Genomic DNA, 23,626 nt, shown 5'->3' on the forward strand with positions numbered 1-23,626 from the left:
CATTTCGCTCGCTGGGGCCTTAAGGTGCTGCTCTGAAACGCGTTGGGAAACTGCGTCTTCTGGTTCGGTTCCCGCGTCTCGAATGTAAACGATTAGAGATGGCGGGGGCTGCTGGCGGTTAACTTGCTAACTTCTCCGCCCGCTTGATCAGCTCCGACACAGGCAGCTTCAGCTCCCGGCAGACTTTCACGAGCATCTCAAGCGTCGGCGACTTCTGGTCATTCTCCAGATAAGAAATGTAGGTCCGGTCCACATCAGCTGCGAACGCCAGCGCCTCCTGCGTCAGCCCCGCCTTTAAGCGGGCTGCACGCAAGACTTCTCCAATCAGCAGAGTATCCCGGCGTTTGCCCATGCCGGGAGTATCAAGTCTTGGTTCATGAATGTCTGTCGACTATAGTCGATATCTGGGTGCAGCTAGAAGACTTCTCAAATTGCTCGCAGCACCGCCCAACGGAGGAAACTGGTATGGCCAACTGGTTCGTCACAATCGGAACAGAGGAGCGAGGACCATGCGTTGATGCCCAGTTACGGCAACTCGCCCTGTCGGGCAAGCTGAAGACGACGGACCTCATCAGGCGAGAAGAAATGCGGCAACCAATTGAGGCAAGCAAAGTAAAGGGACTCTTTGATGTTCCAGCGTCGCCACCCGCCAGTCACATGATACCTGCTGATGAAGTACGCTCTGTCTTTCGGCGACATCGGCGAAAGAGTTGGTCCCCGAGGATTGCGATCGCGGTCGCAGGGCTCTGCCTTCTCGGGTTGCTCGTGAACTCCGTTCCGAGAAATTCTCTGAATATGGTGGCGCCAGCTCAATCATCGGCGGCCGCAATTCGCAAGCAACTTCGGCAGGAAGTGACGCAATATCTGCCAGAGTGGAAGGAACTTCTCAGCGACCGACAAAATGCAGCGAAACTGAGATCGTTTAAGGCGCTCTGGAGTAGATGGGGTGAGCTACTAAGTCAACGAGCGAAGCTCATGCACGCAGGGGGTATCACGTACCTGATTGATGGAGACGACCATTTTATTGGGAATCCGGGACAGCCTCCGAAAGTCATTGTTATCCCTAAGGACTTTAGATCAAACTACTATGGCGGTTCCGCCGGTCCCAATGAGGTGGTGGTATCAGGGATGTTTCGCTTCGTCGGCAACGTTACGGGGAGGAATGCCTTGGGGATGAGCATCACCATGGAGAAGTACGAATGCGACCCAGATTTTACTCAGGATCGAGATACATGGGATGAGCTTGAAAACCTTGCGAGATGGCACCGAGATGTGAGCGGTAATGAGAATCTTGAAGGCGTCGACCGCTTCTTGAGAGCCGTGGCCGGCGAATAATAGAGAGCGGATTTCGTCAACCGCGCAGCCTTAACGTCAACGTAATAGTAAGTAATTGGCGTCTGAATTCTCGCTCGAAGCGAGTCGTGAGGTTCTTACAGGATCGCACAGTAAACGCCTCTGGTGGTATCGGTTTGCCGAGCAACAGGAACTCTGCTCATCGCGAGTAGAACTGATTGCCGCATAATCTTTTAGGGTATTGGCGAGCCTCTCCGAGGCTACACGACGAGTTCTGCTGCAGCGATTGGCGACGGCTCAGATCGCGAGCGGGGTGCCGATCCCCTTCCCCATACGATTCCGAGGACGTTGTTTTTCAAGGGCGGCGATGAAAACTTGGTGGTCGGATAATTGTCGCTACCAAGCTGGGCCCTTGCCATCCCGATAGTCCAAGTATCCCGCCGTTGGGTTTCTTGGCTTTCCGCTGGCCTGGCCTAGCGGTTAGACCCAACGGGTGTGTGTCGAGCCTGAACTACACGAAACGCTCCCCCTAGCATCATGATGACATCGCTGGCGTCTGCGACGGGCCGCAACCATCAACCGGCGAATTCAGTTTAAGCTGACTGACGCCAACGTTAGTGGCAGCCGATCCAGGGGGGCTATCCGTTCGAAGCCTTTCCGGGCCTTCGGTTGGCCTTCAGCGCTCAGGGTTCCAGGTATAGCTAAGGAACAACTGACAGCAAGGGAGGCTAGAGGAAAGCCAGTGGAGGGTATGCGGCTAAGTGGCGATTTGAAGGGATCAGACTCAACTGCAACTGCTAGTTCTCCTCCGGCTAGGTCATTGTTATCGTGAACTGCTCCACGCACTCAGAAGATTCTAGTGGTTGCCCGGCGCTTCCGATTACTCCAGCCGTGATCTACATATGCTATTCAATATTGTTGTCGGTTAACGTTGTCTGCCCACTATCCGACAGGGAAAGGCCATCGTTGGGGGGTGACGTTGTCGATGTCCCCTTTTAAGGGACGTCGACAACACACGACGGCCCTTGTCGGCTCTAGTGTTGTAGGGGGCATGTCTCGGCCGACAACGTACCGACAACGTCATATTCAAAAGTTGGGTTTCCTCGAACCTTTATGGGATTCTCAGTGACGGTTCCCGCAGCGACTAGCTGACGAAGCAGCTTTGCCAATCGATCCGCACTAATTCCTACCCCCGCCCGGAGTTTGCTGGGAGTTGCCGCCCCAGTATCTCGTAGGTGATTTAGAACCTGACTGCAGCCCTCTTGATCTCTGGCCTTCTGATCTCGCCCTTGCTTTGTAGCCAGCTTGGCGGGGTCAGCTTCTTTGTCTAACAGCCACAGCGGCCATTGGAAGTATAGGACGTGCGGTTTCACCGGCTTAAAGGATCGGATGGCGGCGTCGAGAACGACCTTGCCTTCGTCTTCATGTTCTCGAAGAACGATGTGACAATCGGCAGCTCTACTCTGCGTCCCAGCCCCGGAGCCAACGTCGGTGACGCGTTTCTCGCTCTGATCGCCCTTGGTGGAATGATGGACGAGGGCGATGGCTGATTGGGTGGCTCCTGCAATCTCGCTTAGCATGGCGTAGAAGCGAGCTTCATCGGCATTGTCATTTTCGCTGGCGTCGGCTTCGACGAGCTTGTACTTGGCGTCTAAGATTATCAGCTTGTACTGCCCTGCCCCCAACGATTTGAGCCTCGGCCGTAGGTCGCTCAAGCTCTGGGGAGTGTCACGAAGCGTCCAAATGTCCAGGGCATCCAGAGGTGCGCCCATCTTATCCGAGACGCAACGGAGTCTAAAGGAGAGGTCTTCCTTCTGTAGTTCGTTATCCACCAAGAGGACGCGACCGGATTGAGTGTCGTGCCCGAACCAGGGACGTCCACTGGCGACTGACAAGGCTAACCCGTACATCAGCCACGACTTGCCTACTTTACTGCTGCTTACGATGTTGGCGATTTGGCCCTCTCGAAAGAATCCATCGACGACTGCAGGTCGCTGTTGAGGGAATCCTGCGACAAGTTCCGTTGCGGAGAATGAATCTTTGGCTTCGCCGCGGCAGAATGTCTCGTACTCGGCGTAGATCTCGTTAACCTTGGTGGCGATTAGCGGAGCGTCATTGGATACCATGAGCTCGATCATCTCATCGCTTCTGAGTTGGCTGAGGATTCTAGTGGCGATGAAGCTGTCGAGTTCTTGGGTGACAAAAGGGACGTCTCTAGGCGAGGGCTTTGATTCAACGACAGCGAAGATCTTTTCCCAGGGATCGTCGGCCGTCAGTTGCTTCGCTAGCTGTTCCCGAAGGATTTCACGAGACGGCACGACGCGGTGCGCCTGATAGCTGTCCGCGATCTGCAGCATGACGAACATGCAAGGAATCGACGTAAAGAGTTTGGGGCCGAGATAGGCCGCATTCTTTGAGAAGAGATCTGGCTTTTCGAGCAGGAGCGAGATCAAACGCTCTTCGAAGTCGGGCCCCCAATCGGTTGGCTTCCCCTCAAGTTCCTGTTCGTGAAGTAGGCCGCGTAGATTATTCATGAGGTTCATGATTGTCTTGCTCTGGATACAGCGCGACCCCGGCGGGTGAGCAAGACAAAGGTGGCCCGCCGGGGCCGGTTAGTTGGTTTCGGATGCGTCTTGCTCGATACTGAGCGCGGGCTGCTATCCAACTAACGGCCTGCGTTCACGGGTAGGTTTGCTTGCGACGCATCCGTTTTCAGGGTTAAGGATTGGACTGGCGTCGCCGACGGCAATCGCAGATTTAATGGAATGCTTGCCGCTCATGAACGCTACCGGACGGTAGGCATGCAGGGTAGGCGCGAGGAAGGGCATCGACGAAGTTGTCGCATCTTGTCCCTTCTGGTCGCGTAGAAATTTGCGGCGGTCGGTCCGACGCTCCGTTATCGAACCCGTACATGGATAGGTAGGCGACCGCAGCTCGCAGTTAATCAAAATCCGTTCAGCCATCAGGCGTTTCGAACCTCAGTTTGGCCGTCTCGAAGATGGCCATTTTCTGAAGTATCGAACGGTGGTTCGATATCAGCACCTAACCACAGGGATCGGAGGATGTGCAGTTTAAACTCTGAGGCGAATCTGCTCTCAATCACTGGCGCTTGCGATATCTCATTAAGAGGCTATGAATACAGCAAAAGTATGTATAATCCTTCAAAAATGCTGCTCGCTTCAATTCATGCGACGTTGGGGGCCAATGTGATGGAGTTTGAAGAAGCCCTGAAGGCGGGAACGCTACTCGTTCAATTCGGGTCCTTGTTAGTTGTGTCGTGGGGTGCCTACTTAGCAACCATCGGTGTCAACGCATGGAAGCGTCAACTAGTCGGTCAAAGCGAATACGAGATTGCCAAGAGAATTCTGGTGTTGAATTACACTTTGGTTCGAATGGCAAAATCGCTGCGTCCTGTAAGACGTGGGCGACTGCCACCGATGAACGATGAGATATATCGCGTTTACGCGGAATTCGAGAATGCGATCGTTGAGGGGCGCGCGCATTGGGGAGACGAGGTCGTCGAGTTGCGTCGTCCCATACGGAGCTACGTAATCCAAATATTGGAGGCTAGAACGAAGCTCTCCAGCGGCGTCGATGTCTCAAGTGATGAGCGGAGGCAAATCGACAACCTGTTCGACATGGATTGGAAAAGCGAACACAACCATGCCGTCCGTAAGGCGCAAGAAGCGATGGAGGCGTTTCTCATGCCATGCCTTCGGGCTTCTACGGGTAGGAAGACTAAGCTCGCCGCCCCTACATGACCTCGTCTGCCATTCGTTCTGAACATATTCTGGCGAGCTTTTTGGACCGTTCCGGAGCAATGGCGTCAGTGACTAAATTTGAGTGCCGTTTTCTAATCTTGGCGAGAGACTGACCGCTTCTCCGTGGAGTTGGCGATGCTAGGTCTGGCGCACTATTCTCAAACGGCTGCTGGTCACTGAGTATTCTCGGAGGTATCTTGCCAGCGGTGTCTCAAAACCGAATGAGGAAATATTCTAAGGTTCTGCTTATTGGATATTCTCAAACGGTCATTTGGGAATGCTCCAGTGACGGCACTCAGCATATCTCTACCCCCTCTCGGTGCTAGAAGAAGCAGTTCCTTCTCAACCCTCTAGGAGCTGCCCATGGCGTCGATTCAACTACACCCGCTACGCCTCGCCCAACGACGCCAAACTCCAACGGACCGAGCAATACGGCAAGATCCGTACGGACGCAGCCACTCCGCACGCCATCGCTCGGGAGTATCTTGCCGACCTTCACGACGCCGTGCTGCTGAATATTCAAGGCCGCATCGACTCGAAAGACCTGTCGCAGAACAAGCTGCAGTTCGTCTTCACCTACGATGTGCCCTATCCCAGCTCGGTACTGGTTGAGATGCAGGAAGTGGAGGAGGGGCTGACTCATCCCCTCACGCAGGAGGGATTCGTCGCTTGGGCGGAGGATCGAGTCGTCGCCGAACCGACCATTGAAGGCAAACCTAACTCAGTAGAGTTAGAGCTGGCCGGCGTCCTTCATGAACGGCTGGTCGAAGGAATGTACAAAGAGAAGGCCAGGGATTTGCAGGCTTGGCTCGGCGATATCCTCTGGTCGGGGCACAGAGGCTACAGCGAGATGTCTCGCGAAGAACTTTTGGCCCAGTTGCAAATCGAGTACATCGACGACGCCGAAGAGGCGTTCGACACGGTCGAGGACGCCCTCGAATAGTTCGAAACTGGCGGCATTAGCATCAACGGCGGAGGGGGGACTAGCTGCCACCCTCCGCCGTGACTGTATATAGTAGTCGTCGAATTCGCCGCCCTACTGGAACGGCTTCAGCTCTTCGGGAATCATCGACAATTCGCCGAGGACGTGCCCCATCGCGTCGCAGACGTCAAACCCGCTCCACTCCTTCGCCGGATCCCAGAAGAATTCATCTGCCTCCTCGTCGTACCGCAGGTAGAGAGCCTGCTGCAACTCGTTGACGATGCGTTCTAGTTCACCGCGGCTGAGATCTTTAGGGCGTTGCAACATCGACTCCCGAGTTGAAGGTGATCAGGCTAGGAATTGCGGTCGTTGCTGAAGAGTCGTCGCAACGTCAGGAATAGCCCGAAGCCAAGGGCGACTGTCAGCCACCATCGCGTCCGACTGCTTCTCGCAGCCACTGGAGGCGTCTCCACCGGCGGTGTCCCCCGCAGATCGCCGACAATCCGTTCGAGCACCGACGCGCAGTCCGCCAACTGAGCCGTATTAACGCCGGGCTGCCGTATCTTCCGGGCCACGTCGGCAAGAGTGTCTTGAAGCCAGTCGGCCTCAACATCGGGATCGATCACGAATGTGCCTCCGTAGAATCGGGCGAGCCGGCAACATCTCGTCGCTGCCAGCCGTAATGGTGCGACTGGTACAAGGACCAATCAATCTTTCTTGCCTTTCTACTAGCACCAGCGTCCTCTTCATCAAGGTGGGCAAACGAATCAGGACAGAGGGGATGTTCCAACGCACGTTTGCCGATCCAGACGCTCTCCCGTGTGTCGTGCAGTTCCAGCCCTTCGAGCCAATGCATCGGCAGAACTGATTGAGCGTCGCCCACCGGTTCGATAAGGGCGAACCAAGGGCGAGCGACTCGGAGTTTCCACTCGGTCTCAGGGATGCGCACTCCCGATCCAGCAACCGCCTCTAGTAGTTCTAGAACATGCGTATTGGTAAGTCCGAGTCGATCGATGCCGAGACTGGCGAGCCGTCCCGCGAAGAACGCCCATCCAGCAGGCAATTGTCGAGCGAATCGACAGACTTGTACCCAACGCAAACACAACTCGCGCAACTCGCAGTCGACTCCGTGGATGTAATTAAGATAAGTTGACGCGCTCCAGAGCTTGCCATTAGGCGGATTGCTGGGAGTTGGAGGATAGCGAGGCTGCATCACAATTCCAGGATGTCGTGTTCGTTGGCGTCGGGGTCCTCTGCCCGAAGCACGTCGTAGCGAGCGAGAAGTGATTCGAGATTGGGTGCCTTGTAGTCGGGACCCTTGAAGGCTTTTCCGAACGCAGTCGTCACGAGCGGAAGTTTCGAGCAGTTGCTCTCATGCACCGCTTCGAATACTTCAGATAGGGGAATGCCGCTGGCAACCGCGTCCCCGCAAAGTACATACAGTCGGTCGCCGAGTGCATCGGCTGCGGCCGGCAAGTCGGCTTCGGCGTTCGCCGTCAGCCACTCCCCCAACTCCTCAACCGCCATGGCTGCTCGGCTCAACAAGACGTCTTCCGTGCCGTTGGCCGCTGCGGCCAATTCCTTCGATAGCTCCAGCAGCCGGCTGCCAAACATCAAGGCCGATGCCGGATCGCAATTGAGCGTTTGGGGCGTCACGGCGATCGGGGCCTTGATGCGCTGGTGAAACAGACGTACCAGCGAGACGCAACTTCGGAGGGAGAGGAGATCTCCGTCATGGAGAGACTTGTACACTTATCTACCTATAGTGGGGTAACCATGGCGGGGAAGTACGGGAATTGGCGGATGGGTCTTCAAGTCGCTCTGGCAAAGAAAGTACTCGCCTCGTGCGTAACGAGCCAAATTACCGATGAGCCTCCTCGTAGGTTAACGCGATGAAATAGCCACGGCTGTCGTTGGAATGAAAAGTCGCAAGGATCGGGATGCGATCTTCAGCGGGGCCGATTCCGAAGCGAAATTGTGTCATCGTTTCAAATCGACCTAGTAAAAATGCAAGCGGAACGAGAACTCGGTTGATCCGTTGCGCGTCAGGATAGGTCGTTTGTTCCAATACATGACGAATCCGCGGGTCGAGAAGGACTGCATACTCAATCCCTACGAGTCCAGCATTCCTGGAAATATCCTCGTACGCTTGCCTCAGCACGGTGACTAATAGCTCTTCGTTCTGAGCGGTGTTGTAGTTCAAGGCGTTTCCTTTGCGGTTGTGATAGAGCGGCGCTTCTTACGGTGGCGATTTGCACATACAAGGCATCTGGTGGTTTGAAAGGCGTCGGAAGTATGGATTCGACGGCGTTGTTGGCACCCTCGGGTTTCGCACTGAATCTCCACGGTGCGGCGCGTTGAGCCGCCTTTCAGCCGCTCGATTCGGAGCGTTCCGGCGACGATGTGGGGATATTTGGAGCGTAGTTCTTTCTCGGCGGCGGCTAGATCCACCTGATTGGGGTTGAGCAGCGGCGGCGTGCAGCGTCGAGTGCGTTTGGGTTGAGTTTGCGCCAGCGTCACAAGAATTGACCGGGCTTTACGAAGGGAGAGTCCGTTATCGGTGGCGTAACGGCGAGCCCTGTCCCAAGCGGCCTTGAGTGACTCGGAGCGCGAGGCTGACATCGCGGAGATTCCCTGACCGCACTGCTTTTAGCCGTCGATCTTCGCTTCGATAACTATCGATCGATATTCGTCGATGTCACGCTAGCCGTAAGACGAAGCCGCTGAGCCTTCGGAACGTACTCGTGTTTGGCCCATTGCTGAACTCGCTGGACGCCGATGCCGCCCAGTTCCCTGGCGATCTTGATGATGCCCATCCCTTCGTCCCGAAGTGCGGTCGCCTTACGGACATCAAAGTATCGCTTCCTTGGGCCGATCTGCTTCCCTTTCGCGCGGGCGGCGCGCATGCCGGCCTTGGTTCGCTCGCGGATGAGCGACAGTTCGTATTCGCTGAGGACGGCGAGGAGGTTGGCTTGCAATCTGCCTACCGCAGTATTGAGGTCAAAGCCTTCGCGCAGGCTGATGAGCGAAATCGACGAATCGTTGACGGCGCATAGAATCTTCACCAAGTGCGGCAAAGACCGTCCCAGCCGATCGAGGGCGCAAACGACGACGACGTTGACCCTCCGCCGTCGGATTGCATCCCAGAGTTCGTTCCAGGCGGGGCGGGAATCCTTTGAGCCGCTCTCGCCGACGTCAATGTATTCGGCGACTTGCTCCCAGCCGCGGTTGTGGACGTACTCGCGCAGGTCGCGGAGTTGGGCGTCGGGGGACTGTTCGTCCGTTGAGACGCGGGCGTAGACGGCGACTTTGGGCTGGCTCGGCATGTTTCCTTCTAGCCGGATCGCTGCGTTTCGTGAAACATTCATTCCGACCTCTATCGTGGAACGATGCAGCGTGCTCCCTGCGGAAAGTGGTTGTCGAGTCGTTGGTTGATCGTATCTAGCAATGTTGGATGGTTCTTCGAACCCTGACAACGTCATCGGAGTTGCGTCTCGGAGCATTTTCGCGAGCCATGGTCGCAATGGTAACGCCATCGTCAGCAACGCTAACTTTCGCGGTCGCTAACCGATCTCCACATTGAATAACCTGGAATACCTGCGGGTTTCCGATTTTTAATGGATTCTATCACTATCGAGTCGGACCTTACCGGAGTCTGCCCACGACGTAAGACTCAAGGATTTCGATTAGCTGAGGATCGGACAAACAGAGTCTTGTTGATCCCGACAGCTCAATCTCTACATGAACGCTTCCGTCCATTGACGGGTTTCGTAGTGTAAGAAATGCGTGTTCGTCACGACCGGAGCTTGGCAGGCTGGTTTTGATTACATAGTCGCCATCAGACTGGCTGAGTACGATCTCACACCCCAAGGCTTCGAACGCTTCGCCGATAGCCCGTACATAAATTGGTATTCCCGCGTCGGAGGATTGCATCGAAGGTGGTGTTCCTGCTGGCTGTAAAAAAGGTAATGTCGGCGACTTGCCGATAGCTGCGTTGAATAGTTTGATCTTGCCCGGCAATGTAGTGCCGCCTGTTACATTGTGCATCTTGACGAAGTTAACGTTGAGCGGCTTTGGTTAGAACGCTCGGCACGGGAATCGCTCTGGTGCACGCTGTGATTTCGTTTTTCGGAATCTTCGCATACCGGTCGAGTAACGCCTCGCATGACAGTCGGACGGTCGCCAGGACGACGCGGCTGTTCGCGCCAGTCATGATTGCCTGCGTGACTCGATAGGCGCGAAACGAATGAAAATCGACGATCGCTGGCCCGTCAGGCGTCGAGATCGTCGACGGCAACTCAGCCGCTGCTAAGTCATCTCGCAGCATGGTCGCTGCCTTGTTGAACCATGCCACGCTATCGCTCCAGAGTCCGCGGCCGTGCGGCTTATCGCGAAGCCAACGCGAGAGTAGTTTCGCCAATTCGGGATGCAGCTCCACTCGATCGGTCGTGCGGCGTTTGCTGATCGTGCAGTGGACTTCGACAAAGGGCGTGGCCTCTTTCAAGTGAAAGCTCTGTGGCGTCAGGCTATGCAGCTCCTGAGCGCGGAGCCCCGTTTGGCTGGCAAGCAAGTAGAGCCAGTATCGCTGCTCTCCGGTGAGATTCCTACGCGGGGGGCCTTGGTGGGTTGATGTCAGGAGGATTGTGAACTGATCGTCGGTTAGAATGGCTCGACGTCGGGAGGTCGTCGTGTCGCCCTTGAATTTCGGCATGAACTCAAGCGGATTGTTCGGCCACCGACCGTTCTTCACCATCCATCGTGACCAGGCTCGCATCGCTTCGCGATACTTATTCGCGGTAGCAACGGTCGTGAACTCTTCTTTCGCCTTAAGATCGGCGATTGCTTTCGTGACTTTCACGGGGTCGAGTTGCGCGTACTCGGTCAGCCTCGCTTCCGTTAAGACGCGTTCGAGTCGATGCTTAACTAGGTCAGCTTGCCGGCGGGTGTTTCCTTGAGCGGTGAGGTCATCAATGTATTCCACGAGCGCTGCGTGGATGCAACTGGCTAATGTACGGGCGTGGGGATCTGCATCGAACGCGATCGTCTGGATGCGTCGCTCCACATAAGCGACGGCACGGCGGCGAGCCGCCGTGCCGTCTGAAGTTTGCAGAGTGATGCTCTGAATCCGGCGGGATGGATCGTTCAACAAACGAAACTTCTGAGCGTAGGACTTTGCGGGCTTGCCGCGACCGTCGCAGTAGCGTCTTGGCGGTCCGATCAAGCGGTATTCGGGCAAAAGCATTCACTGGCTCCTTAATTGAGTGGAAATAACATCCGAACACAGCAATATGTTCGGATGGAAGATTTCCACTCGTCAGCGAGTACGCTTCAGGTCTCTGAGCCAGTCAGCTATCTCCTGCTTGTTCCACCGACGGAAACCTCTCTTCGCGCCGGGTACGCAGATTCGACTCGGGCGGGGGAACGTCCGGCCAGGGCTATCGTCGGCGTCTAGGCGGTCGATGGTCCGGGGGTGGACATCTGCCATGTCCGCGACATCCTGACGAGATATCCAACGATCATCGTCGGACGGAGTGAGGTCGCTGGGTGATGATGCAGCCACTAAAAGTCTCCTAGACAACGACCGGCTGCACCATGGGGAGCAGTCGGCAAGTTCGAGTTGTCTGCGGAGAGTTCAGATTGGCCTAGAGTGCTGGAGCTGGCCCCGTACGACCCAACTTCTCCAGATCGCGCCGCAAATAAATCTCTATTACGCAGTGAGGCGATCGCCTCGGACCAAAAATGATAGTTCGAGCAAGCCGAACGTCAACTGGCAGATTGAGGTTTCTCCGGTGCAGCTAGCCCGCGACTGCTCTGGCGATGGAGCGCTTTCGATATTGCCGCTTTCGTTAGCAGGCGTTTCATCACTCGAGATTGGGACGTGGCTGGTGTCAGCGGCCGAGGAGCAAGTTGCTTGATCCATGTGCTCACATATCGCTGCACCACTGGCACACGCCTGTAATGCTCTTCTTTCGTGTACGCGCCGTACAGATCGCCGATCGGAACTCGTTGGCCGTTGTCGATTTCAATTTCGTTGCGCAACGGATCAAATCGCAGGCGGCGTTGCTCCCCGGCTTTTTTCAATCTGGCCACTAGCCCATGACCGAATTGCTTCGTGGTCGGTACGCGACCACTGGGATTCCTCGATACGCTTTTCCATATACTCACTATTGTCTCCGATCGTGCAATGTTGCGGTTCGGCACCATGCCGGAACAACGCCTGGGCGATTGTAGCGCAGCAGTTTGCAGTAGCCAAGAGTGTCCGACGTATCTCCGGACGTATGCGGCCGCGTTCTCGTTCGGACTAAAAGAGTCTCGCGCCGTCTCAAACTGAACCGCTCGTGAGAATTAGAAAAGGCCCGCCCAGAGGCCCTTTCGGAGCGTCTGGACGGGCCTTAATAGGACTGGACGAGTCACTTCGTCCGAGTGGAGGCGGCGGGAATCGAACCCGCCGCCAAACTCAACAAACCCCGAGAAAGATCGCAATTCTGGAATGGGACGCACTCCAGGACGCATCGCAAATGCTGCCATCATTGAACGTGGCGATGTGATGCCATATATAGAGCGTATATTCTCAAGTTTGGTATTGATCGTGCCTGCTCACGCTCCGTCGGAAAACACGCCCTCATCTACTAAAAGTTTCTTCGAGTGTTAGTGAATTGCTCCGAGCGGAATGGCGATTTGCGCGGCCTTCACAGGGGGCTCGTTAGCGAGAGTGACGCAAGGCAGTGATTCTCGGTTCTAGCTTCGCTACTGCCATGGAAGGCGTTTATTCGCTCGCTTTGCCCACTCGGCGTCGCGGCGGCGGCGGGCTCCGTAGTCTTCCGGGCTTGCTGGAGCAGTGGCTGCCGGCGCGTTGCTCTGTCCGCGCAGCGTCGGCTGCTTCCATCGCTCGCGAATGATCGTCGCAACGCTTGGTCCGAAGCGGACTCCAAAGAGCGCGAGGATGACGAAGACGTTCAAGGTCATCCAGGCTGCTCGGGGCCATTGCCGGACGTCGATCGCTTGCCATACGATCGCCCAAAGCGAGGGGACGATTTGGAGCAGCAGAGCGAGAAAAGCCGCAACGAGGATGACTTCGAGCCTCATAACGCCGGCGCGCACGGGTGTACGCAACGTCGGTTGGCGTACAGTTGTGGCGTTCATGGCGACGTTGTCCTGCGTGTTTCTAAGCCGACGATCGCCGATTGATCTGCTTGTAGTTGCGGGAGCGAACGGATCGACGTTTGGTATTTCTTAAATGCCGGCTGATGTGGAAGTGTATTCGTAGCTGCCGCGTCGGCCCCTAGGACGCCTCTTCTGCGGCATTGTTAGCAATTACGATTTCGCCTGTCACGCGCTGCCCTGGCCTGCCAGTGCCAATCGCCATGCTCGTGTTTTCGAATCGCAACGTGGACTCGGCAGGATTACCTCGCCCTGGATAGTTCGAATCCAATGCGATCCATGTCGCGACAACCATCATGCAGGTAAGTGCAGCGGCGGTAGGAATCACCGAAACTCGCGAAAGTCCTCTAATGCCCAATCTTGTCGCAAGGCTATCCATGAATGAAACCGTTCAAAGTTTATTGCCGTGACGTGTGTCCGCTAGCTCGCATGTCGCACTGAGCGAGCGTTGTTTTTTAGAAAGCGAGATATTCCTGTGCGGATAGAGGTATTTGTTGGCAAGTTCACTAGAAAGATCTTAACTGTGGCCGATTGTCGGTGCCGTTCGGCGAGGTGTTCTTTGCTCTAATCTTCGCACACATTTGCAATTGACCAGCGTTCCAGTTGGCGATTGCCTCGGCATCAAATGCAAATCCTCTCATGCGGGGCGTGTTCAACCGGCGTAGAGTAGTGCCTTAAGGATACTGTTGTCAATTAAATTCCTTGAACATTACCGCGACCTGTTTTAATGTAACCGCATCTGACGAGAGTGTTTTACGGAGGCTTCAGCTTCGCGTTAGTAAGCCGCGTCGATTAAGGTGGAGGGGGGGCGGCGGTGATTGCTCGTGTCGCGCCGATAATCGCCTGCGCTGTGTTTTCCAGCCCCGCGCATGCTGGCGCGTGTTGAAAGAATCCCGCGTCGGCGAGGCTGTGGGGGAGACAAGCGTGCGATTCGCTTTCGGCGTGCGGCAATATGCAGCGACTCCGATTCATCGCGACGGCAGAGGGAGTCTGTGTGAATCAAAGGGGCATGGCGCCTCTTTGAAACGAGGGGCAGTGCTTCGTTGCGTGACTTATACACTGAGGCGTGTTGCGGGTACGAACGGTTCGGCTGCGGGGAGCAGTGCGGCCGTGACAAAAGGCAAGGTCGCTCGCGCGGGTTGCTCGTTTGGTTCGCGACTCGTGCGCGCGTCCGATCAAATGTGATTGTCGCTAATTTCAGCTCAGATATACTTTTTGTAAGCTTCAAGAGGATTAGTCAGCCAGGCCAGGTTTCAATCTCCACGATGCCCGAACTAATCGCCTCCGACACGGTTTCGCCGCTGAGCGACCTCCGTTTGCCGCATGAGCTGCGGAGCGTCTGGTTCGTCAGGATGTTGATCGGCGGCTTGCTCTTGGCGACCGCCGCCCTGAAGATTGGCGCGCCAGCCGAGTCGGCAAAGGTGGCCGCTGTCTACGGGATTCCCCCGCTTTTGTCGGCAGCAGCCGTGCAGGTGGAGCTTGCGTTTGCCGCGCTGCTAATTTTCGGTTGCTGGCCGAGGCAAACACTTTTCGCTGCGGCTGCTCTGTTTGCTTTGTTCGGGGCATTTTCAGCCTATCGCGGCTTGGCGGGGTATGAGTCGTGCGGCTGTTTCGGGGCGTTCCAAGTCAACCCATGGATCACAGCCGCGTTGGATGCGGGCATGGTGTGTCTGGCGGCTTGGGGGGGCTGGAGATCGCCAGGAGGGGCTCGCCAAGAGTTGAAACCGCTTTGGATAGCCGGGGGCGCCTACGCTGTTCTTGGCTTCTCGGCCGCGGCGGTCGTGGCGTTCGGCGGGGCGTCGTCGCCTGCCGGGCCTGCTTTCTTGGAAGGGGATGGAATTGTTATCCTCGATCCTGAATCATGGGTTGGGAAGCCGTTTCCGCTCGCGTCTTATCTCGGCCCAGCGATTCCGCTTCAGGAGGGACGCTGGACGATTCTCATTCACCATCACGATTGCCCGCACTGCCAAGAAGCGGCGCCGCAATACGAGCGCCTTGCGGAGACTGCTACCGATCGCCGAGTGGTCCTCATTGAGACGCCGCCGTACGGCGAAAGCGACTCCGTTGAGGGGGCGGCGTTGCGTAGTCGACTGTCGGATAGCCGTGAGTGGTTTGTGCAAACGCCGGTTGAGATCGAAGTCGACGCAGGAATTGTCACTGGCGCGTCGGCTATGCTGCCGGCAATTGCGACGCAGCGCCCCTGAGCTATATTCGATTCGTTGCTGATGGATGAGTTTGCGTCGCGAACCGCCCAGCATTGCGCGAGAGTTAGCGCGAGTCGCTGCCAGGCAGCGTTACTTGCATCCATCGGGGTGGTACCTGACCTCTTTGACGCCCTTGCCGACGCCGTAGACGCGGATTCCGGCCATCGACTGATCGTACCCTGTCCATCTCGCCGTCGCACGCGCTTCGGTTTCGCCTTTGCTCGTCTTTTCAGGGGGCGCGGTCGTCAGGAAATCGAACTCCCAAATGCCGTCGACCGGAGGTTGAACGTATTCTCGCCGAAGTAAGTGAACGTCGCTCAGCTCGCCAGCGAGGAGTTTCCCGTACGCGGTCACGAGCAGTGTCGTCGGATCGTCCTCGGCAAGGGCGTACTCGATCCTGACGATCTTGGGCACGCGACCCAAATTCGACTCGCTAGTTGGGGGGGTATGTTGCGTCGGCGTTTCAGTCTTCGCTTCGCTGTGAGAGTGTTCGTGCATCGCGGATGTCAGCGCCAAAAGGAGAGCGATACGAATTGATATGTACTCCACAGTCGTTGGCTTCCTGTCGGTTTGGCGGCGTACGGCATTTGATTTCACTGAGGCATTGCGGAGCGTCAGCGGACGCGTAGCATGGCTTGCCGTACCAAGCTGCGTGCGCGCCTTAATTACTAGACGGTTGCTGCGTGTGCTTTAATCGCCACACGCTTCACGATTTATCGTCAATGTCGCTAACGGCAACGGAGCGTCTCAAGCTGCTCTCCGGCGGTCGTTGCCATGTGCCGTCGATGCGGACCACCGTCTTGCCGGCGATTGTGTTATTATGAATAAGCTGCGCGACGTACGGCTCCAGGCGAACGCAACCGTGAGACGCCGCATAAGGAGGGACGTCTGGGTGGCTATGGAGGGCGATTTCGCGCGGGAGATGAAACCAGGTCACGTGATGGCAGTGTCGCACGCTAGATAGAAAGTCATTGAAGCCGACTACCTTCCACTCGCCTTTCGGGGTGCAGCAAGAGTTCATCTTGCGGCTCTCTTCGAAATCGTTGCAATCACCGCCGATGCCGATGCCAGGCGAGCTACGGAACGGCCCCAGCTTCTGGCTAGCCGCATTCGGGCCGGCCCACTTCAGGTGTACCTCATGGCTAGGCCCAGTGAGGCTGACGTGGACTTCCTCGATAAACGTTGCGGGGTAGTCGTCGACGCGCGCCGACATGTCGGCTTTCCCGAAGTCGGCTTCAAGGAAGGGTTCGTCTTGGTTTAGCGGGGCCGTCAGCTTGAAATACGCTAACTGTGCGACTAGGGCCATAACCCCGACGGTCAGCAAGATCGCGAGTGAATGCTTGGATGTCATCTGTTGCTTCAATGGCACTGTCTGCTTGCTCCGCTAATCAGTCTTCTCTCGTTTGTTGCCGTGTCATCGCCGCACTTTCAGAAATTCAAGGCGGACTATAGGGAAGAACCGGGAGGAATAATCGAATTCACTCGCGGCATGGCTGTAAACGCTGCAGTTTATACGATGTATTGCTATGCGATCGCTCCGCCAACTCTTAAAGGTATTGCAGCTCTTCTGCAAGCCACGGACAACAATGATGCGTGCTGCTTGCCAGTGGGATCCTCTTGGAGCGGTGTATAGCAAATTAGACTCGCAAATGTCAAATCGCAACTGTGTTTCTGAGGCCTTCAGGCTTGCGGCTTTCTTTCGGGCGATGCGATTGGAGCTCTGTCGCAAGAGGAGTTGCGATCGAACCTCATTTACGTGAGAGCTGGTGCGTGGTTGTTTGATGTCGAGTTGCGCGACTTAAAGTCTGAGGACAGATAGCCGCACGCCAGCACCCTAGAGGTGTATGGCGTTCACGGCCGCCTGCGAGGCCAGAGCAGTTCGCTCTTGAGGGGATTGATTCATTTCCGTTCTCGACTCGCGGATATGCGCAGGAGACGAGACTGGGCGAGTAAGACGCCGAACTTGGGATTTTTGCAGAGTTGATGAGCGATGTCGGCCAGCCGTTGCAACTAATGCTAAGCGGGGGCGTTGGGCGGCTGGGCGTCGCCAGCAGGGCAATCAGATAAACTGCAGTCGTTAGGTTCCGTGTATACCCTTCCCAAAGTAACTGCTTTGCTCGATCGAGCGGCAGAGTCTATTACTGGTGCGGCAACTCTCAGCGACTTCCAGGAAGCTCGCAGCTTGGCTGAGTCTGCTCGTATTTACGTGAAGGCTGCGAAGTTAGGGCTGCAGCTTCATAACCGCGCTGCGGAGCTGAAGCTTCGCGCCGAGCGGAAGGCTGGTGCAGCGCTTGCTCGACTGCCGCTGCAGGGAGGGGATCGCCGATCAAAGGGGCGTGCTGCCTCTTTGAAACTCGAATCCCTTGGCATCACTCGAGACCAGTCTAAGCGATGGCAACTTGCGGCGACTGTGCCTGATGGGGAGTTTGAGCAATACATCCGGAACGCTAATCGCTCGGGCAAGGAGCTCTCGACTGCAGGTCTGCTTCGCCTCGCTCAATCTCGCAAGGGGTCTCAGGAGCAGGTTAATAGCCGAGGAATTGCATTGGGTGCGGGTGGCCGCACTTCGGGTCACTCCCGCTCCGAGGCCGCTGTGGTACTCGATGAAATTGGCCAGCACCGCGACCTACTGGCTTCTTTACTGGGGCCGATTTGCGAGAGCGGCGCAGCAGAGGGCTTGCGGCCGATCGAACGTCGCCACATCTTGCAACTGTTGAATGAGATGGGCCTGTCGATTGAGGAACTAAAGAGATGGTTGTAAGACGTTTGCCGTAGCTTGAGCGGCACTAGGCGGCTCGTTCTCGCGCGGGCTCGCAGTCTATCTGTGTTGGCGTCGTATTTGGCGACACCCGGAGTGCGTCGACGTGACTAGCGGGCTTGCGTGTGCGGTGTTTGGCAAGTGGACAAATTTGTTATTTGTTTTTATTGATTCGCTTGATGTGGATAGAGTATGGTGAGCCGAGTGTCGCATATTTGGCGATGACGCTTCTGGTGCGGCGTGCGGCGTGCGACGGCGCGACTTTCGTGCCGGCCGGGTTTGCATCCGCGGGATGCCGGCAGCCCTTGGTGAAGCCTCCCAACTCGAAGATCGGTAGTCTCGCGTGGAGCGAGAGCACGGCTGGACGTTGGGATTCAGGTGAGTAGCCAGACCGCAATGGTCGAAGCGCAAGGATTGAACGTGAAGACGAAGCCACATTCGCGCGGCGCCACGCTGGTTGAGCTGCTGATTGTCGTAGCGATCATCTCGCTGCTTCTACAGTTGGCGTTGCCGGCCGTCGAGATGACGCGAGAAGCCGCTCGGAAGCTGTCTTGCACGAATAATCTCAGGCAGATCGGGATCGCTTCGCAGCTCCACATCGACTCTCAGGGGCATCTTTCCTCCGGCGGTTGGACGAGCGTTTGGCTTGGCGATCCGAATCGGGGATTTGCAAAGAACCAGCCAGGCGGGTGGTGTTACAACCTCCTTCCGTACATGGAGCAGCAGGCATTGCACGACATGGGCAAGGGGCTGAGCGACCAGCAGCGTAAGGAGGCTGCCGGAGTGATGTTTTCAACTCCGCTCGCAGGATTTTCCTGTCCGTCCCGCCGTCTCGCCCGCCCCCTGCGGTTCAATCGAGCGCTCTTCAACTCCATCAAGCCAGAGAATGCAGGGCGCAGCGACTATGCAGCTAGTATCGGATCTCTGGAGCCTTCGGACCAACGCGGCCCGGGCCCTCGTACCTATGAGGAGGCGGAGAAGTGGTCGATCGGAACCGATCGCCTGAAGACGTGGGTCGGCTGGCAGCATAACGGCGTTGTCTTCCAGCGCAGCACTGTTGAACCGCGGTCGGTGTTGGACGGAATGAGCAATACCTACCTCGCGGGTGAGAAGTTCTTGGCCCCTAAGTATTACACGAACGGAAAATCTGACGGAGACGACCAAGGACTTTGCATCGGGTTCGACCGCGACAATGCGCGATCAACTAATGTGCTTCACCCGCCGCTGCTTGATCGAGACATCGAGAGCGCTTGGTATCCGGTTGGCGATAGCAAGAGCGTCGTGACGTGGAATTTTGGCAGCCCGCACCCATCGGGCATGAACATGGCTTCCTGCGACGGTTCGGTGGTTAGCATCGCTTACGACGTCGACATGGCGGTGTTCACCGCGAAAGGAAGCAGAGACGGCGATGACGATGCGGCAACGCAGCCGTAGGCGTCCGATTGTCGCGTTTGTTTTCTCGTGCTTGCCCGAATGGCGTGATGATGAACCTGCCTAACCTGTCGCGACAGCAATTTATCCTGGCATCGTTGGTTGCCCTGGTCGCAGTAAACGGCTTGCTGCTGATTGGCGGGGCCGCGTTCGACCCGGTCGCTGACGCCCCTATTACGGACGCTCCGCTGCGTAACCCGGGGTATCCGGAAACATACATTCAGTCGGTCCAGGTCGATCTTTCCAGCCCGGATCACTTCGTGAAGCTGACGTGGGCGGGACCGAACGCCGCCTCGCAACGGTCGGGGCCGTTCCGCAGTTCGCCTGGAAAAGGCTTGGGCGACAACAACTGCGACGACCTTGGCGAAAGCAATCGCGTCGGCTCGCAATGCACTCCGAAGGGAGTTTTCGTCGTCGAGGGCTTCAGCGATTCGCTCGCCACAAATTCGAACGCAAAGTTCGTGACATGGCTCGACATGCGGCGCGGCGTCGCCTTGCACTATTTTCCTACGGTGCCCCCCTACCCTGCTTCGGCAGGCTGTATTCGAACGACGGTCGACGGAGCTCAACTCATTCATGACAACTCGATCGTCGGTAAGACGTTGGTCGAGGTCGGGGGGCGTTGGACGAGAGCGTTCGATCGAGAAAAGTTTCGAGTGCAACTCGCCGAGCATGAGGGAACGCGGGAGTCGGTCTACGAGGACTCGTTGGGCATCCCGACGATTGGAGTCGGATTCAATCTCCGTCGAGAGGATGCAAGCAGCTCGGTTGAAAGCGTTGGAGCCGACTATGATCGCCTGCTCTCAGGCGACGATAAGCTCGACGACAAGCAGATTGCCGCTTTGCTCGACCGGGATATTGAGGAAGTGTTGAAGCAATGCCATTTAGTATTCCCCAAGTTCGACGAACTCTCGGACGTTAGGCAGCGTGTTCTCGCAGACATGATGTTTAATCTTGGGCCCGTGCGATTTCGATCGTTCAAGAAAATGATAGCCGCCGTGGAAGAAGGAGACTTCGAGGCGGCTGCCGATGAAATGGAGAATTCGAAGTGGCACGACCAAGTCAAATCGCGCGCCGTTCGGTTGGAAGGCCGCATGCGCACGGGAGTCGAGGAGGAACAGCAAGTCGCTAGTAAGGAAGAGTTGGTCATCGACTCTCAAATGAGTCGAGCGGAGGCGTTCGAAGGCGTCCGCAGCGATTGTCCGGAGTCGCTGAAGGGGCGTCTAGAACTGGTGTCAGTCGAGTATTACTCTTTCGACGGAAAGCTTCATCAAGGGCAGCTCGTCGTTGATCGCGAGGTGTCGAAAGATCTCGAGATCGTCTTCGGGATTGCGCGGGATTATCGCTTTCCCATTGGTTCGGTGATTCCCATCTCCCATGCCGACTATCGATTGAACGGCGTTTGGGACGACGCCCTATCGATGGAGGCGAATAACACCTCGGCTTTTAATTACCGCGAAACTCCCAGCGGCCGCTCACTCTCGAAGCACGCCTGGGGACGCGCCGTCGACGTCAACCCGATGCAGAATCCCTACGTCAGCCGCGGCAAGATGCGGCCGAACGGTTCCAGCTACGATCCGGCCGTGCCCGGCACGCTTTCTGTTGATCATCCGGTTGTGCAGGCGTTTACCGAGTTGGGATGGGAATGGGGCGGCTCTTGGAAAGGCGACAAAGATTATCAGCACTTTGAAAAGCCGCTATAGATAACTGAAGCCACAAAGGTCGCTCGCCGGACCGATGCCGCTGAGGCTAGTCGGGCGTTGGTGCGTCGGCATACGGAGGGATTCATGGTAACGCCTGCAAAGCTAGGTGCAGCTATCGCGCTGCTCGGAATCATGCTCACGGCGATCCAAGCCGACGAGCGCGTGCCGCCGCGAATCAGTGATCTTCACGGGACTTGGTCGCTGCGCGCCGCAGTCGTCAGAGACGTGAATCCGCCATGCGAAGCGTCAAGCCAAGACGCGCCATCGTGGCTTGAGGGGACGCTCGAGATCGACGCGCACGCCGCGAGGCCTCATGGAGCCCGCATCCAAGGCAAACTGACCTTAACCAACGGAGCGTGCCTGGAGGTGAACGGCACAGTGCGTGAAGGGCGTCATGGGTCGCCGGCGAAAATTGAACTAGTAGCGATCGGGAGCGCCCCCAGCCGGTTTGGGGGCCCGCCGCTGGAACTGGAGTATGAGTTCGAAGGGAGGATCGTACCCTCTCGGACGGCGATCGGCAGCGTGGAAGTCCGCGGTCTCGTGCAAGCCATTCGTCCGGACGCCGTGGCCTCGGAGTTCAGCGTGGGGATGTTCGCTCTCGCTCTAGCGAAGCAAGCGGAAGCTGCTCGACCCGACGTTGAGTAACTCCCAATGCCTAAGTCGCGCCGCGTCGGCTTGACGTGCCCCCTTCAAAAGAGCCCGCGCTTGGAGCGAGAATCCAGGCTGTAGGCGCAAGTCGAAGGAGAGCAATCCGATGCCGCGAGGAACGAAGTTTAAGCCGGAAGAGATTATCTCGAAGCCGCGTGAGGCCGAGGTGGAATTGGCTTGCGGGAAGAAGGTTCCCGAAGTCTGTAAGCAGATTGGGGTGACGGAACAGATGTACTAGAAGGAATCGTCCACGCCCGCCTTACCGACGCGCATGAGTGGTTTGTGCAAACGCCGGTCGAGATCCAAGTCGAAAACGGCATTGTAGTCGGTACATCTCTTGACCTTCCCGCTGTCTCTTCCGATTTGACGCTTCATCGCTAATTTTTGGCAGCCGCTACGCTCACGGTAGAGAAAATTGCTAGAAGAAGGGGCGTATCAATCTGTGCATCCCGTCACAATATATCCGAAAAGCCAAGCACCACCTTCTTCAACTAGAAACCTACGATCAAAACTGCATCGAGACGGCTTCGAAATAACATGCCAATCACAAATAAAATAGTTCATAACATGCCCCCTCAAGTCTCTGAGATGTCTGGCCCTAATTCGCCTCGCAGCGCGTTCACAATTGTCGAACTACTTGTGGTAATTGCCATTATTGGAGTGCTGGTCGCGCTACTTCTCCCGGCAATTGAAATGGCTCGGGAATCGTCTCGTCGTAGCGCTTGCAGTAATAATCTGCGGCAGCATGCGATTGCCGTCAAATTGCACGAACAATCTCACAAGACATTTCCGACTGGGGGTTGGCATGGCTGGCTTGGCGATCCTAGCGCTGGCTACGGGCCCAAACAGCCGGGGGGCTGGATCTACAATATTCTCTCGTTCATAGAACACGATAGTCTGAGGCAGCTTGGAAAAGGCCTCAGCGGGATGCCGAAGGAGCAAGCAATGGTGACGCTGATGGAGTCGCCGATCGATGTTTTCCAATGTCCGAGCCGTCGATTGCCACGAACCTATCCTTACACAGGCCCGGAACTAAAGAATGCAAAGCCGCCGAAAGACGTTGCCAAGTCCGACTACGCCATTAATGCCGAGATCTCTTACGAAAAGTCGGAAGTGATCATGCCCGATATTCAACTCCGCGGCAAAGGCGCTAGCAACACGATCTTGGCAGGCGAAAAGTCACTTTCGTCCGAGAACTATACCAATGGTACTGGAATAGGTGACACGTTAGTTGCTTACGTCGGCGACTCGGATGATATTCGCCGGAGTGGCAGCGGCGCTCCTATGCCTGACCGAACTGCCGGCATCCGCTTCGGAGGGCCTCATCCGGGTGGTGTTAACATAGCCTACTGCGACGGCTCCGTGCGATTCGTAGGTGACGATGAAGAGCTAGTCCCCACGAAGTAGGCAACCTAGCGATTTGAAAACCCAGATTAACAGTTTTACCAAGCTGTCAGTTTGGTTGATGTATGGTAGCTGGCACGACGGACTGTTCACCACTAGAGTTTCTGCAGATTTTCGTTGACAGTATCGCCTGGCATCTAATATACTCGCGCCCTCGGTACGACTTGCGCGGACAAGACTGTCGTAAATTAGACTCTGCTGGATTAAGCAGTTAGATATGTTGGTGTCTCAGCGAGCTTTTGTAGCTGCACCCGCAGGGTAGAATTGTGTTGAAAGTCTTTAATTGTCGCTCAGCTAAGGTGTTTGGAATTAGCCTTCGCTGCAGCCTTCATACTGCCACG

22 protein-coding genes are annotated in these 23,626 nt (G+C 56.4%); 10 read left to right on the forward strand and 12 right to left on the reverse strand.

The genetic code is table 11. The features are described 5' to 3' along the window. Window positions 1–118: 118 nt before the first annotated feature. Complete coding sequence (locus ACQY7R_RS23385) at window positions 119–352, reverse strand: helix-turn-helix domain-containing protein (protein WP_428307961.1); 234 nt, start codon at window positions 350–352, stop codon at window positions 119–121. Window positions 353–465: 113 nt separating this feature from the next. On the opposite strand from ACQY7R_RS23385, the gene ACQY7R_RS23390 reads away from it, so the two are divergent. After that, on the forward strand, window positions 466–1,335 hold the full coding sequence (locus ACQY7R_RS23390; RefSeq protein ID WP_428307962.1) for a DUF4339 domain-containing protein: 870 nt from the start codon (window positions 466–468) through the stop codon (window positions 1,333–1,335). A gap of 992 nt (window positions 1,336–2,327) precedes the next feature. Here the strand turns inward: ACQY7R_RS23390 and ACQY7R_RS23395 are convergent. After that, on the reverse strand, window positions 2,328–3,836 hold the full coding sequence (locus ACQY7R_RS23395) for an AAA family ATPase (RefSeq protein ID WP_428307963.1): 1,509 nt from the start codon (window positions 3,834–3,836) through the stop codon (window positions 2,328–2,330). Window positions 3,837–4,355: 519 nt separating this feature from the next. Between ACQY7R_RS23395 and ACQY7R_RS23400 the strand changes: the two genes are divergently transcribed. Together ACQY7R_RS23400 and ACQY7R_RS23405 are read left to right on the forward strand one after the other, a co-directional pair. After that, entirely contained in the window at window positions 4,356–5,054 is a 699-nt protein-coding gene (locus ACQY7R_RS23400) for a hypothetical protein (protein WP_428307964.1), read from the forward strand. Window positions 5,055–5,373: 319 nt separating this feature from the next. After that, the gene (locus ACQY7R_RS23405; protein WP_428307965.1) at window positions 5,374–5,997 is read left to right on the forward strand and encodes a hypothetical protein; all 624 of its coding nucleotides are present in this window, start codon (window positions 5,374–5,376) and stop codon (window positions 5,995–5,997) included. 93 nt (window positions 5,998–6,090) lie between these two features. Here the strand turns inward: ACQY7R_RS23405 and ACQY7R_RS23410 are convergent, their stop codons facing one another. The 8 genes from ACQY7R_RS23410 to ACQY7R_RS23445 all read right to left on the reverse strand — a co-directional run bounded on the left by ACQY7R_RS23410 (window position 6,091) and on the right by ACQY7R_RS23445 (window position 13,119). Further along, window positions 6,091–6,303, reverse strand: coding sequence for a hypothetical protein (locus ACQY7R_RS23410; RefSeq protein WP_428307966.1), 213 nt, complete (start codon window positions 6,301–6,303; stop codon window positions 6,091–6,093). A gap of 26 nt (window positions 6,304–6,329) precedes the next feature. Continuing rightward, window positions 6,330–6,602 (reverse strand): hypothetical protein, encoded by a 273-nt coding sequence (locus tag ACQY7R_RS23415; RefSeq protein ID WP_428307967.1) that lies wholly within the window; start codon window positions 6,600–6,602, stop codon window positions 6,330–6,332. Between the two features lie 586 nt (window positions 6,603–7,188). Then, window positions 7,189–7,728 (reverse strand): hypothetical protein, encoded by a 540-nt coding sequence (locus tag ACQY7R_RS23420; protein ID WP_428307968.1) that lies wholly within the window; start codon window positions 7,726–7,728, stop codon window positions 7,189–7,191. Between the two features lie 109 nt (window positions 7,729–7,837). Further along, window positions 7,838–8,179, reverse strand: coding sequence for a hypothetical protein (locus ACQY7R_RS23425; protein ID WP_428307969.1), 342 nt, complete (start codon window positions 8,177–8,179; stop codon window positions 7,838–7,840). Window positions 8,180–8,651: 472 nt separating this feature from the next. Beyond that, window positions 8,652–9,344: a recombinase family protein gene (locus ACQY7R_RS23430; RefSeq protein WP_428307970.1), complete on the reverse strand. Its 693-nt coding sequence runs from the start codon at window positions 9,342–9,344 to the stop codon at window positions 8,652–8,654. 277 nt (window positions 9,345–9,621) lie between these two features. Next, complete coding sequence (locus tag ACQY7R_RS23435; protein WP_428307971.1) at window positions 9,622–10,023, reverse strand: hypothetical protein; 402 nt, start codon at window positions 10,021–10,023, stop codon at window positions 9,622–9,624. A 10-nt stretch (window positions 10,024–10,033) separates the two neighbouring features. Next, on the reverse strand, window positions 10,034–11,218 hold the full coding sequence (locus tag ACQY7R_RS23440) for a tyrosine-type recombinase/integrase (protein WP_428307972.1): 1,185 nt from the start codon (window positions 11,216–11,218) through the stop codon (window positions 10,034–10,036). A gap of 1,505 nt (window positions 11,219–12,723) precedes the next feature. Then, window positions 12,724–13,119 (reverse strand): hypothetical protein, encoded by a 396-nt coding sequence (locus ACQY7R_RS23445; RefSeq protein WP_428307973.1) that lies wholly within the window; start codon window positions 13,117–13,119, stop codon window positions 12,724–12,726. 1,283 nt (window positions 13,120–14,402) lie between these two features. Between ACQY7R_RS23445 and ACQY7R_RS23450 the strand changes: the two genes are divergently transcribed. Then, window positions 14,403–15,341, forward strand: coding sequence for a MauE/DoxX family redox-associated membrane protein (locus tag ACQY7R_RS23450; protein WP_428307974.1), 939 nt, complete (start codon window positions 14,403–14,405; stop codon window positions 15,339–15,341). Between the two features lie 90 nt (window positions 15,342–15,431). On the opposite strand, the gene ACQY7R_RS23455 is transcribed toward ACQY7R_RS23450, so the two are convergent. Then, the gene (locus tag ACQY7R_RS23455; protein ID WP_428307975.1) at window positions 15,432–15,839 is read right to left on the reverse strand and encodes a hypothetical protein; all 408 of its coding nucleotides are present in this window, start codon (window positions 15,837–15,839) and stop codon (window positions 15,432–15,434) included. 208 nt (window positions 15,840–16,047) lie between these two features. Further along, window positions 16,048–16,692, reverse strand: coding sequence for a L,D-transpeptidase (locus ACQY7R_RS23460; protein WP_428307976.1), 645 nt, complete (start codon window positions 16,690–16,692; stop codon window positions 16,048–16,050). Between the two features lie 762 nt (window positions 16,693–17,454). On the opposite strand from ACQY7R_RS23460, the gene ACQY7R_RS23465 reads away from it, so the two are divergent. The 6 genes from ACQY7R_RS23465 (at window position 17,455) to ACQY7R_RS23490 (ending at window position 23,288) form a co-directional block, all read left to right on the forward strand. Then, entirely contained in the window at window positions 17,455–18,102 is a 648-nt protein-coding gene (locus ACQY7R_RS23465; protein ID WP_428307977.1) for a hypothetical protein, read from the forward strand. A 375-nt stretch (window positions 18,103–18,477) separates the two neighbouring features. After that, entirely contained in the window at window positions 18,478–19,533 is a 1,056-nt protein-coding gene (locus ACQY7R_RS23470; protein ID WP_428307978.1) for a DUF1559 domain-containing protein, read from the forward strand. 47 nt (window positions 19,534–19,580) lie between these two features. After that, window positions 19,581–21,233: a M15 family metallopeptidase gene (locus tag ACQY7R_RS23475; RefSeq protein WP_428307979.1), complete on the forward strand. Its 1,653-nt coding sequence runs from the start codon at window positions 19,581–19,583 to the stop codon at window positions 21,231–21,233. A gap of 84 nt (window positions 21,234–21,317) precedes the next feature. Then, complete coding sequence (locus tag ACQY7R_RS23480; protein WP_428307980.1) at window positions 21,318–21,878, forward strand: hypothetical protein; 561 nt, start codon at window positions 21,318–21,320, stop codon at window positions 21,876–21,878. 109 nt (window positions 21,879–21,987) lie between these two features. Beyond that, the gene (locus tag ACQY7R_RS23485) at window positions 21,988–22,119 is read left to right on the forward strand and encodes a hypothetical protein (protein WP_428307981.1); all 132 of its coding nucleotides are present in this window, start codon (window positions 21,988–21,990) and stop codon (window positions 22,117–22,119) included. Between the two features lie 299 nt (window positions 22,120–22,418). Next, the gene (locus ACQY7R_RS23490; protein ID WP_428307982.1) at window positions 22,419–23,288 is read left to right on the forward strand and encodes a DUF1559 domain-containing protein; all 870 of its coding nucleotides are present in this window, start codon (window positions 22,419–22,421) and stop codon (window positions 23,286–23,288) included. Window positions 23,289–23,626 lie beyond the last annotated feature (338 nt).

The organism is Lacipirellula sp., from assembly GCF_965279485.1.
GTDB lineage: Bacteria > Planctomycetota > Planctomycetia > Pirellulales > Lacipirellulaceae > Lacipirellula.